This window comes from Moorena sp. SIO3I8 (assembly GCF_010692325.1).
Classification (GTDB): Bacteria; Cyanobacteriota; Cyanobacteriia; order Cyanobacteriales; family Coleofasciculaceae; genus Moorena.
Window position 1 is genome coordinate 16,257 of the sequence record NZ_JAAHHW010000089.1, and the last position, 10,797, is coordinate 27,053.

The 10,797-nt window shown below is 45.4% G+C and carries 9 protein-coding genes; 6 read left to right on the forward strand and 3 right to left on the reverse strand.

Annotated features, from left to right (window positions below; all coding sequences use genetic code 11):
- Nucleotides 1-154: 154 nt before the first annotated feature.
- Nucleotides 155-2,134, reverse strand: a complete 1,980-nt coding sequence (gene proX / locus F6K51_RS26050; RefSeq protein ID WP_293025591.1) for a glycine betaine/L-proline ABC transporter substrate-binding protein ProX — start codon at nucleotides 2,132-2,134, stop codon at nucleotides 155-157.
- A 363-nt stretch (nucleotides 2,135-2,497) separates the two neighbouring features.
- On the opposite strand from proX, the gene F6K51_RS26055 reads away from it, so the two are divergent.
- Together F6K51_RS26055 and F6K51_RS26060 are read left to right on the forward strand one after the other, a co-directional pair.
- The gene (locus F6K51_RS26055; RefSeq protein WP_293025593.1) at nucleotides 2,498-2,626 is read left to right on the forward strand and encodes a hypothetical protein; all 129 of its coding nucleotides are present in this window, start codon (nucleotides 2,498-2,500) and stop codon (nucleotides 2,624-2,626) included.
- 159 nt (nucleotides 2,627-2,785) lie between these two features.
- The gene (locus F6K51_RS26060; protein WP_293025595.1) at nucleotides 2,786-2,977 is read left to right on the forward strand and encodes a hypothetical protein; all 192 of its coding nucleotides are present in this window, start codon (nucleotides 2,786-2,788) and stop codon (nucleotides 2,975-2,977) included.
- Between the two features lie 75 nt (nucleotides 2,978-3,052).
- On the opposite strand, the gene F6K51_RS26065 is transcribed toward F6K51_RS26060, so the two are convergent.
- On the reverse strand, nucleotides 3,053-3,193 hold the full coding sequence (locus tag F6K51_RS26065; RefSeq protein WP_293025597.1) for a hypothetical protein: 141 nt from the start codon (nucleotides 3,191-3,193) through the stop codon (nucleotides 3,053-3,055).
- On the opposite strand from F6K51_RS26065, the gene F6K51_RS26070 reads away from it, so the two are divergent.
- Nucleotides 3,181-3,372 carry a hypothetical protein gene (locus F6K51_RS26070; protein WP_293025599.1) on the forward strand — a complete coding sequence of 64 codons (192 nt, stop codon included), beginning with the start codon at nucleotides 3,181-3,183 and terminating at the stop codon, nucleotides 3,370-3,372. The genes F6K51_RS26065 and F6K51_RS26070 overlap by 13 nt on opposite strands.
- On the opposite strand, the gene F6K51_RS26075 is transcribed toward F6K51_RS26070, so the two are convergent.
- Nucleotides 3,318-7,196 (reverse strand): tetratricopeptide repeat protein, encoded by a 3,879-nt coding sequence (locus F6K51_RS26075; protein WP_293025601.1) that lies wholly within the window; start codon nucleotides 7,194-7,196, stop codon nucleotides 3,318-3,320. The genes F6K51_RS26070 and F6K51_RS26075 overlap by 55 nt on opposite strands.
- A 60-nt stretch (nucleotides 7,197-7,256) precedes the next feature.
- Here F6K51_RS26075 and F6K51_RS26080 point away from each other — a divergent pair, with 60 nt between their 5' ends.
- From F6K51_RS26080 to F6K51_RS26090, 3 genes are all read left to right on the forward strand, one after another.
- A complete protein-coding gene (locus F6K51_RS26080; RefSeq protein WP_293025603.1) occupies nucleotides 7,257-7,988 on the forward strand; it encodes a phosphorylase in 732 nt (243 codons plus the stop codon).
- A 165-nt stretch (nucleotides 7,989-8,153) separates the two neighbouring features.
- Nucleotides 8,154-9,319, forward strand: a protein-coding gene (locus tag F6K51_RS26085; protein ID WP_143727416.1) for an IS630 family transposase whose coding sequence is annotated in 2 segments (ribosomal slippage) — nucleotides 8,154-8,598 and nucleotides 8,598-9,319 — 1,167 coding nt in all. Because the reading frame shifts where the segments join, the coding sequence is not laid out codon by codon here.
- A 185-nt stretch (nucleotides 9,320-9,504) separates the two neighbouring features.
- Nucleotides 9,505-10,620, forward strand: coding sequence for a SpoIID/LytB domain-containing protein (locus F6K51_RS26090; protein WP_293025605.1), 1,116 nt, complete (start codon nucleotides 9,505-9,507; stop codon nucleotides 10,618-10,620).
- The last annotated feature ends 177 nt before the right edge of the window (nucleotides 10,621-10,797 follow it).

A 10,797-nucleotide genomic window follows, 5' to 3' on the forward strand; every position in this document is an offset into this window, starting at 1 on the left:
AATGGTTATTGTCTCGCAATAATCTACAAAAAACCCGACACAACGGCTCATTGCTGTGCCAGGTCTTGCGGACTCGCCTTGCCTTCTTGATAGTCCCGATGGCTAGTTCGAGCTTGCCACAAGACCGATCTTTACTTGATTGATATTAATCGCTCTAAGCGTTTCTAGCGTCTTCAACCCAGCTATCAAACAGGTCTTGATGGTTTTCAATCCATTCTTCGGCATGGCGACGGATATCTTTTGAGCTATCTTCACCCTTGTTTAGTAATTCATTTTGGGCATTGATATCCTGAACGGGAATATGAATTAGTTCAAATAAGCGCTTGGCGGCTGGGTTAGCAGACACAAATTTCTTATTAGCTACGATTCGGATTCGATCAATGGCAAATCCCAGATTTTTCCCATCTACCGAGGTATCTTTTGCGGTCAAGTCTTTCTGTGATTCTGGTAGATCAGTGAAGGGAACTTCTAGCCAGACTACATCTTGATCTGGTTTTAAGACTGCTGCCATCCACATGGGAGTCCAAGTGTAGTAGAGGATTGGTTGTCCTTGGTTGTAGCGAGTAATGGCATCTACAATTAGCGCTGAGTAGGTTCCTTGGTCTTGCTCAACGGTGTCTTGGAGTCCGTAAGCTTTAATGTGATGCTGAATCACAAACTCACAAAACCAACCGGAATTACAGCCAATCAAATTGGCTTTGCCATCACCATCTGAGTCAAAGAGTTTAGCGATTTTTGGGTCTTTGAGTTGCTCAAGGCTAGTGATGTTGTATTTATCAGCAGTTTTTTTATCAATCTGATAACCTTGCAAGAGATCAGAGGTGATTACTCCGAGTCGTTCTAACTTCTGTTCACCACCACTTTGTTCAAAAAAGCGTCTATGACCTATTTCCCAATGGACAGCAGTGTAATCTAGGTCGCCGTTTCCTAAAGCCAGGTGTGCGGTGACGTATTCAACTTGTTTTGGCTGTTTGATAGTGTAACCAAGTTTTTCCAGACCAATGTTTACAATCTCGGTTTGGAATTGTTCTTCTTGCAAGCTACTATAGACCGATTGTACGCTCACCCCTTTACCAGGCATGGCTAGATTAGAGTCTGTGGTTAAGTGGGAGGGTTGTTGCCAAGTGATAAAACCCAGGAGTGCCACTAAGACGGTTCCTCCAACAATACCCCAAGTCACTTTTTGACCTGTTGATGAAGAGCGCACCAAACCAATTGGTCCTCGTTCCAACCAAGGGATTTGGTTGTTGCCTTGACTGACTATCTGAGTGATCCGATCTAGCATTACTGCGATTAGAACGATGCTCAATCCTCCCACAGCAGCTAATCCCACATTCACCCGACCTAGTCCTTGCAATACCATCTGTCCAAGTCCTCCTACACCAATCATGGAGGTGACCACTGACATGGATAAGGCTAACAGGATGGCTTGGTTGACTCCAGCCAGAATGGTTGGCATGGCTAGGGGTATTTGGACTTCGAATAACATTTGTGTCGGGGTTGAGCCAAATGCGATCGCAGCTTCGACAACTTCTGTGGACACTTGCCGAATCCCGAGGTTAGTCAAGCGAATCAGGGGGGGTATGGCAAAGACACAGGTTGCCATTACTCCAGGCACTGCACCAATCCCAAACAACATCACTACTGGCACAAGATAGACGAAGGAGGGTAGGGTTTGCATGGCATCCAGCAGGGGTCGCAGCACTTTCTCAATGCGATCGCTACTGGCACAGGCAATACCGACAGTGATGCCTATCACCATACAAAACACTACAGCGGTTACTACTAGGGAAAGAGATACCATGGCTTGCTCCCAGGCTCCGCAAAAGCCTATCAAGCTCAAAGCAGCAACGCTAAAAATAGCAATTCTGCCACCAGCCAGTTGCCATGCTATCAAGGCAATCAGAATCAGTAAAATTAATGGAGGAATCGATAGTAACAGCCATTCTATACTCTCCAAGGTGACGCTAATCGGTAGACTAATCCCTTGAAAGAAAGGACGAAAATTGTCAACCAGGAAATTCACTGCAGCAGTAATCCACTGCTGGAGGGGTAAGGTATAAAGCTCAAAGGGGTTCAGGATAATATCTAGACCTCCTTGGCTCTTGGCGATCACGAAAACAGATAGAGTCAAGGATTTCAACACAATAATACCAGTATTTTTATTAATAGTATCATGCCGGGGAGCATTTATTTTGTCAGGGGTTGGTAATGGGTAAGCTAAAACCCATGGAACATGTTTTTTAGCAAGGCAATAGGCATGCTAGCATGCTAGCAATAGGCAATAGGCAAAATGTGACTAGGTTAACTTTTTTTAGTTAATTTTAATAATAGACATTTTAAATACAAAACGGCTTAATCAATTAACTCATTATTAATTAATTTATATATATTATTAATTTTTTACTCAAGCAACGACTGCGTCAATACAATAATTACAGTAACAATAATTACCGTTTTTTGTATTAACAATTATTCTGATTTAGTTGATTAAATCTTGTCAGCATTCATCGCAGCTGGGATAATTCTCCCCATTTCCCGTTCTTCCCGACTCCCGACTCCCGATTCCCGATTCCCGACTCCCGATTCCCGATTCCCGATTCCCTGCTGCCTAAAAAATTTGTAACATAAATCCTAAAAATATGTTATAATATAAGTTTATTTTTATGTTATAATAAAATCACGTTATGAACACTAGCAATGTTCCATAACAAAAGCCAGCCTCAAGATTTCCCAAGGTTACCAGGCTGGCTTTGAATCCCTTATGAAAAGGACATGATTTATTATGACTTATGCCAATCGCCTACATCCGTGGGCAATCGTTCGGCTGTTGCCCAAAATGCAAAGGGTCGTTGTTGGTCGTTACCGCAACCGTTCCAATGCAGAGGGGCATATGCAAGCTCTGAAACGCCTTATGCCTGATGCTAATTTCGTGATTATTTTTGATCTAGGTGATCTTATTAATAAAGAATCGTAGGGTTGAGCGGGAATAGTTGAAGGTTGTAAGGTTGAAGGTTATTTGGTTGAAGGTTGAAGGTTATTTGGTTGAAGGTTATTTGGTTGAAGGTTGAAGGTTGAAGGTTATTTGGTTGAAGGTTATTTGGTTGAAGGTTATTTGGTTGAAGGTTATTTGGTTGTCAGGTTGTGGCAGGATACGGGCAAGATGCCCGTTCCACCAACATGCCCGTTCCACTAAGATGCCTATTCCACCAACATGCCCTACTCCCTACTCCCTACTCCCTACTCCCTACTCCCTATTCCCGACTCCCGACTCCCTACTCCCTACTCCCTACTCCCTACTCCCGACTCCCTACTCCCTACTCCCCATCCATAGAGCGCCAATTACCAGAAGGAATAAAACTCGCCCAATAAATGGGATGCTGATACTCTGGAGTTCCTAACATTTGCAACTGAACCCTTCGCAAAGCTTCAGAACGCCCTTGGTTATCCTGCAATCCTCGATAATAAGACACCATTAAATCCTTGGTAGCCTGATCATTCACCTTCCATAAACTAATGACTTGGCTTTCTGACCCGGCAATTACCAACGCTCGACGCAACCCATATATTCCTTCTCCAGCACTGATATTGCCTAAACCTGTATCACAGGCTGATAACACCACTAGCTTTGTACCTGATAAATTTAATCCGGTTGCTTCTAAGGCTGTGAAGATGCCATCTTCTAAATCATTGTCTGGCTTGTTGTTCTTAATTCCTGCTAATGCTAACCATGACCAAAGTAAGGCATTATCCCCATTAGTCAACTCTTCCTTTTCAGGTCTGTTTTGGAAGAAACCATGGGTAGCGATATGTAGTATTCTGGGACGAGTAACCTGTTTCAATGCTGCTTCATTAGCGTGAGCACCCAACAACGGCTCCACACCCAGCATCTTTGCGATCGCGTTTACTTCCTCAAGAGTACCCGGTAAAGGGGATAAGCTCAACTCTGAAGGATTAAAGTCACGTAAACTGCGGGTTGCTACTATCTGGTTTTCCTCCCCAAGGGCAGTAGTTTGAGCCGAATTATCAAAATCTGGTGCTCCCAAAAGTACTGGTTGGGTGAGCTTGCGATTAGGATTGGATAATCTCAGTAAATCCCTACCGGAGGTGAGATAGGTAAAACCATAGCTTTCTACTAAATACCGGTTGTCTTGATCTACTAAAGCTTCAAAAGGGATGAGGTTGAGGTAGCCGTCTGGAGACAGTAAAATCCTGCGGCTATTTCCCAACAAAGCACGGACTTTCGCCATCAGCTTCTCATCTACTTTACGGCCTGCTTGTTTTAACTGAGGGATGGTAACTCCTTTGTCTTGAAGGGATAATTCAAGTATCTCCCACAGAGGTTTCAAAGCATCTACTTCCCCTAAATCAATGCCTTGAGGTGCGCCTTGAGAACGGAGTACATAGGCGGCATAACGGGGATTACCCCAGCTACTCTTTTTAGGATTGTAGGGTTTGTACTCTACAAATTCTACCAGTGCCGTATCTAATGGAATGAGTTGTTGAATGGTTTCGATGGTGACTGGTTGATTGATTTGGGCAAATTCACGACTGCGCCGACTAATTTTTGCGACTAGTTCCTGTTCCTGATTCCTTAGTTCATTGAGCTGATTACGATATTCTTCAAGGGGAAGCTTATCCGGTCGGTTGTAGGTGAGGTTAGCGAGTTGGGTGCGAGTATTGTTGAGTCGGTCTAGTAATTTTTGGCTTTGGAAATCTAAGCGTTTACGCAACAGTTGCTGACTATGGGTCAAGAAATCGAGTAAGCGACCTTTGCGACGTAAGATAGTTGTTAAAGCTAGACCAGCTGCTCTTTCATGATCAGGAGCTGAGTTTAGGTGTAGAGAAATGGCTGCATCCGTTGTGCCAGAAATAGTTTTGATGTACTCTCGTTTTTGCTTTTCAGCACCAGCGACGAGATTACGTTCTAGATTAAGTTCTTGGATGTCTAATCCCGCTTCGAGAAACTCCAGGGCTTGCTCAATGTTTCCTTGACTTTGATGTAAATAAGCTAAATTATTGATGCTTACTGCCACATATGGGTGTTCCTCTCCCAGTAACCCTCTCCACATCTCCAAGGCTTCGGTATACAAGGGTTCCGCCTGTTGATACCTTCCCATTGAATCGTAGAGTCCCGCCAGATTATTGAGGCTTAATGCCACATCTGGGTGTTCCTTCCCCAGCAACCGTCTCCACATCTCCAAGGCTTCGGTATACAAGGATTCCGCCTGTTGGTACCTTCCCATGGATTTGTAGAGTCCCGCCAGATTATTGAGGCTGTTTGCCACATCTGGGTGTTCCTCCCCCAGCAACCGTCTATACATCTCCAAAGCTTGGGTATACAAGGGTTCCACCTGTTGGTACCTTCCCATTAATTGGTAGAGTAAAGCCAGATTATTGAGACTTTTTGCCACATTTGGGTGTTCTTTACCCAGTAACCGTCTCCACATCTCCAAAGCTTGGGTTAACAAGGCTTCCGCCTGTTGGTATCTTCCCATTAATTGGTAGAGGAAAGCCAGATTATTAAGGTTTTGTGCCAGATCTGGGTGTTCGTCCCCCAGCAACCGTCTTCTCATCTCCAAGGATTCGGTATACAAGGGTTCCGCCTGTTGGTACCTTCCCATGGATTGGTAGAGTAAAGCCAGATTATTGAGGCTGTTTGCCACATCTGGGTGTTCCTCCCCCAGCAACCGTCTATACATCTCCAAAGCTTGGGTTAACAAGGGTTCCGCCTGTTGGTACCTTCCCATTAATTGGTAGAGTAAAGCCAGATTATTCAGGCTGCTTGCCACATATGGGTGTTCTTTACCCAGTAACCTTCTCCACATCTCCAAGGATTCGGTATACAAGGGTTCCGCCTGCTCGTACCTTCCCATTAATTGGTAGAGTAAAGCCAGATTATTCAGGCTTAATGCCACATCTGGGTGTTCTTTACCCAATAACCGTCTCCACATCTCCAAGGATTGGGTATACAAGGGTTCCGCCTGTTGGTACCTTCCCATGGATTGGTAGAGTGCCGCCAGATTATTAAGGCTTTTTGCCACATCTGGGTGTTCTTTACCCAATAACCGTCTCCACATCTCCAAAGCTTGGGTTAACAAGGGTTCCGCCTGTTGGTACTTTCCCATTAATTGGTAGAGTACCGCTAGATTATTGAGGCTTTTTGCCACAAATAGGTGTTCATCCCCCAGCAACCGTCTATACATCTCCAAAGCTTCGGTTAACAAGGGTTCAGCCTGTTGGTACCTTCCCATTAATTGGTAGAGTAAAGCCAGATTATTCAGGCTGCTTGCCACAGATGGGTGTTCCTGGCCCAGCAACCGTCTATACATCTCCAAGGCTTGGGTATACAAGGGTTCCGCCTGCTCGTACCTTCCCATTAATTGGTAGAGTAAAGCCAGATTATGGAGGCTTTCTGCGAGATCAGGGTGTTCATCACCAAGCAACCGTCTTCTCATCTCCAAGGATTGGGTATACAAGGGTTCAGCTTGTTCGTAGCTTCCCATGGATTGGTAAAGTAAAGCTAGATTATTCAGGCTGGATGCCAGATCACGGTGTTCATCCCCCAGCAACCGTCTTCTCATCTCCAAGGATTGGGTTAACAAGGGTTCTGCCTCTGAATACCTTCCCATGAAATAGTAGAGTAAAGCTAGATTATTCAGGCTGGATGCCAGATCAGCATGTTCATCCCCCAGCAACCGTCTCCTCATCTCTAAGGCTTGGGTTAACAAGGGTTCCGCCTCTTGGTACTTTCCCATTTCACCATAGAGTTCCCCCAGATTATTCAGGCTTTCTGCCACATCTGCGTGTTCCTTCCCCAGCAACCGTCTCCTCATCTCCAAGGCTTGGTTTAACAAGGGTTCCGCCTCTTGGTACTTTCCCATTTTAAGATAGAGTTCCCCCAGATTATTCAGGCTTTCTGCCACATCTAGGTGTTCCTCCCCCAGCACTTGCTGTCGAATTCTCAAAGCTTCCTGGGCAAGGGGAATCGCTTCCGAATATTTCCCTTGCTCATTAAGATCAATAACTTGTTGAGTCAGTTGCTTAGCTTTGGTTAGTTGTTCTTGTGCTGATTCCTGTTGTTGGGCAATAGTAGTTTGTCCCACTGTGGGCTGGGGCGTAATTAGTCCTACTGAGATCAAACTAACTAGAGCTGTTGCCCAAATTGTTGGCCGTTTTGGTTTATTTAAATTCATAGAAGCACCTACACAGAAATTAATTACCTATTCCCTTTTCCCTATTCCCTTTCCTAAAGTATGAACCTTTCCCAAGCAACTATTCCGGTCACGATCATTCTTGTTCCCCAAGGAGCAGAATACCAAGCAATTTGTCGAGGAATCAACCAGATTACTAGTCGTCCATTACCCCTGATTTTATCTATTCCGATAGGAGCAGAGCCTGTAACTCAGTATCTAGAAACATGGTTAAAAACTACAACAAATTTTCCCCAGCACTCCCTACCTAAAGTACTGGTAATGGGATTGTGTGGCAGCTTATCTCCTAACTATTCCGTTGGTGATATTGTTGTGTATAACGATTGTGTTGCTATTGACCGAAACCAAGATAGACCTCAACCACTGGTGCAACAGTGCTGCAGCCAACTGACTAGCTTAGTTCAGCAGCAACTGGGCAACAAGGCTAATTTAGTCAGGGGATTGAGTAGCGATCGCATAATTTCCTCTAGCTTAGAAAAGCGTCAACTGGGTCAGAGCTACCAAGCTGATGTAGTCGATATGGAAGGATTTGCTACCCTATCGCTACTTAATTCCAAGGGATTTGCTGTAGCAATGGTAAGAGTGATTAGTGATGATAGCTATTACGATAATATGCCAGACCTCACCCCAGCCATTAGTGCTGATGGATCACTGAAACCCTTCCCCTTAGCCATGGGTATGCTAAAGCAACCAATAGCCGCTACCAGACTAATTCGAGGTTCCCTACGAGGCTTGAAAGTATTACAGCAAGTAAGTATTAGGCTTTTCTCTTAATAAAGTAAAATCAACGATTAGCTGTTTGACCCGGTGGTGCGTTACGGGCCGGGCTATCTCAACCGATGTCAATAGTGGGAAAATCAAGGGGAGCCCGTCCCTAACGCACCCTACTGGAGTGACCATGTTAAAATAGTGTAATAGAGCCAGGGAGCGGTGAGAACCATGGGTAGAGGAAGACGGGACAAGATTGCACTGAGTACAGAGCAAAGGCAAAGACTCGAAGCAATTAGCCGGAATGGACACGCACCAGCCAAAAAAATCCTTCATGCACAAATCTTGTTGATGTCCGATGAAGGAGAGCTGGCAACGAGAACATGGACAGATAACGAAATCGCTCAAGCTCTGAATCTGCATCGCAACACAGTGGGTCGAATCCGCCAGCGATTTCTAGAGAAAGGGGAAGCGCCAGCATTGGAAAGAAAAGCGAGAAGAAAGCCCCCGGTAGACCCAATCGTGGATGGAGAGACCGAAGCTCAAATTATTGCTCTGTGCTGCTCACAACCACCAGCAGGAAGAGGGAACTGGAGCATTCGCTTGTTAACCAATGAACTGAAAAAACGCAGAATTGTCACGCAAATCGGCAGAGAAACCGTGAGAAAAACACTCAAAAAAACCAATTGCGCCCTTGGAAAACCGAGAGATTCTGCATCCCTGAGCGGGACTTGCCCAGATTCGTCGCCGAGATGGAAGTGGTTCTAGACGAGTACACCCGTCCAGCCAATCCAGAGATGCCGTTAATTTGTATGGATGAAGCGAGTAAAGAACTGCATGGGCATCTATATGAACCCATTCCGATGCAGCCGGGGCTTGATGTGAAGGAAGACTATCACTACACCCGCGAAGGAGTCCAAGCCCTGTTTATGTTCTTTGACCCCAATCGAGGTTGGCGACGGGTGAGTTGTCGAGACCATCGCACCTGTGAAGACTGGGCCGATGAAATTAAGCATCTATTGGATGTTGACTATCCAGATGCCCCCAAAATTCGCTTACTCTCAGATAATCTCAACACCCACACCATCACCTCTTTGTACAAAACTTTTCCCGCCCCCGAAGCTCACCGTTTAGCACGGCGGTTAGAGATGATTCACACCCCACGTAATGGCAGTTGGCTCAATGTGGCGGAAACAGAGTTGTGTGTTCTGTCCAAACAATGTCTTGACCGTCGCCTGGCTACAGCCGAAGAACTTCAAAAGGAGATAGAGGCTTGGCAGCAGGAGCGGAACAATGCCTGTGCCAAAGTAGTGTGGCAATTTACCACAGAAGATGCACGAGTCAAACTCAAACACCTTTACCCTGTTTTTGAGACTGATCAAGATTTTTCTGTATAATGCACTTTTTAAGAGTGGTCACTCCACTACGCCTAACTGTCAAAGCTCAACAACACAAATCTAATTGGAACAACTGGGAGTAAGATCGAATCGCTGTTAATCAGGACAAGAAGATTCCTCTTCGTATAAGTAATCAGTAACTAGTAAATATGGCATCAAAAGGCTTTCCCATCTTTAGTGTAACTATGCTCAAGTCAATCATTGTTCTAGGAGGGCGTCATTGGTGGCTCTCTTTTTTATTGTGGATGGTTCTAATCGCACCAGTTCAGGCAGCGATAGAACTGCGAATAGCGGTTGAGCAGGGAGTCAAACAGGTAACCTTGGGGAGTTCCACCACAGCCATTGTCCGAGATGGGACAGGTCAAGCGGTGGGAGACTTAAAAGCCATGGCGGGTATGACTGCGGAAACTAACGGTAGTGGAATTAAGTTAGGTCAGTGGCAAGGGAAATCCCTATGGATTGAACCGAAAGACAATGGTTATGTTTGGATAGGCGATCGCTGGTACCGGGGACGCACTCGACTGGTTAGTTCTGACAATAAGTTAACAGCAGTCAACCATGTTGATTTAGAACACTATCTCTATAGTGTGATTGGCGCAGAAATGAGTCCCAGTTGGCCGATAGAAGCCTTGAAAGCCCAAGCAGTAGCAGCTCGTTCTTATGTGCTCCATCAACGGAACAAATCCAAGAGCGATATCTACGATATAGGGGATACCCAGCGTTGGCAAGTTTACAAAGGTCTAAATAGCGAAACAGCAAGCACTCATCAAGCGGTTAATGCCACAGCTGGACAGATAATGACTCATGGTAATAAAGTGATTCTCGCTGTTTTCCATGCTGCCTCTGGAGGACATACAGAAAATGTAGAAGATATTTGGTGGAGTGAACCCATTCCTTATCTACAGGGTGTACCTGATTACGATCAGGGCACACCAGTCTACCAGTGGACAAAAACCTTTTCTGCTAGTCAACTGAGCCAGAAGATTCCTGGTGTTGGTAATATTATCGCCATGACTCCAGTAGAAAGGACACCCCGAGGTAGGGTGATCACTCTTAAAGTAGAAGGCAGTAGGAGTACAAAGACGATTAAGGGCAAGGAATTACGCAAAATCCTAGGTCTGAAAAGTCGGCTGTTTACCGTGTCTAAAACCGAAAAGGGTTTCCAATTCAACGGTCGTGGTTATGGTCACGGATTGGGGTTAAGTCAGTGGGGAGCCTACAACTTATCCCGTCGGGGATTGAATTACCTACAAATTTTGAGTCACTATTACTCTAGTGCTAAACTATCCCAGATTGATTGATATCAAATAGCAAAGGGAACAGGGAGTAGGGAGTAGGGAGTAGGGAGTAGGGAGTAGGGAGGAGGGAGGAGGGAGTAGGGAGTAGGGAGGAGGGAGTAGGGAGAAGGGAGGAGGGAGTAGGGAGTAGGGAATAGCGATGCAGCGCGGTCTTGGGGATTGGCAGCATGAGCGACTGAA

Excerpts from the sequence above, each read along its gene's own strand:
- F6K51_RS26075 (WP_293025601.1), bottom strand. The coding sequence starts at position 7,196 with ATGAATTTAAATAAACCAAAACGGCCAACAATTTGGGCAACAGCTCTA.
- F6K51_RS26070 (WP_293025599.1), top strand. The coding sequence starts at position 3,181 with ATGCCCGTTCCACTAAGATGCCTATTCCACCAACATGCCCTACTCCCT.
- F6K51_RS26080 (WP_293025603.1), top strand. The coding sequence starts at position 7,257 with ATGAACCTTTCCCAAGCAACTATTCCGGTCACGATCATTCTTGTTCCC.
- F6K51_RS26060 (WP_293025595.1), top strand. The coding sequence starts at position 2,786 with ATGACTTATGCCAATCGCCTACATCCGTGGGCAATCGTTCGGCTGTTG.
- F6K51_RS26090 (WP_293025605.1), top strand. The coding sequence starts at position 9,505 with ATGCTCAAGTCAATCATTGTTCTAGGAGGGCGTCATTGGTGGCTCTCT.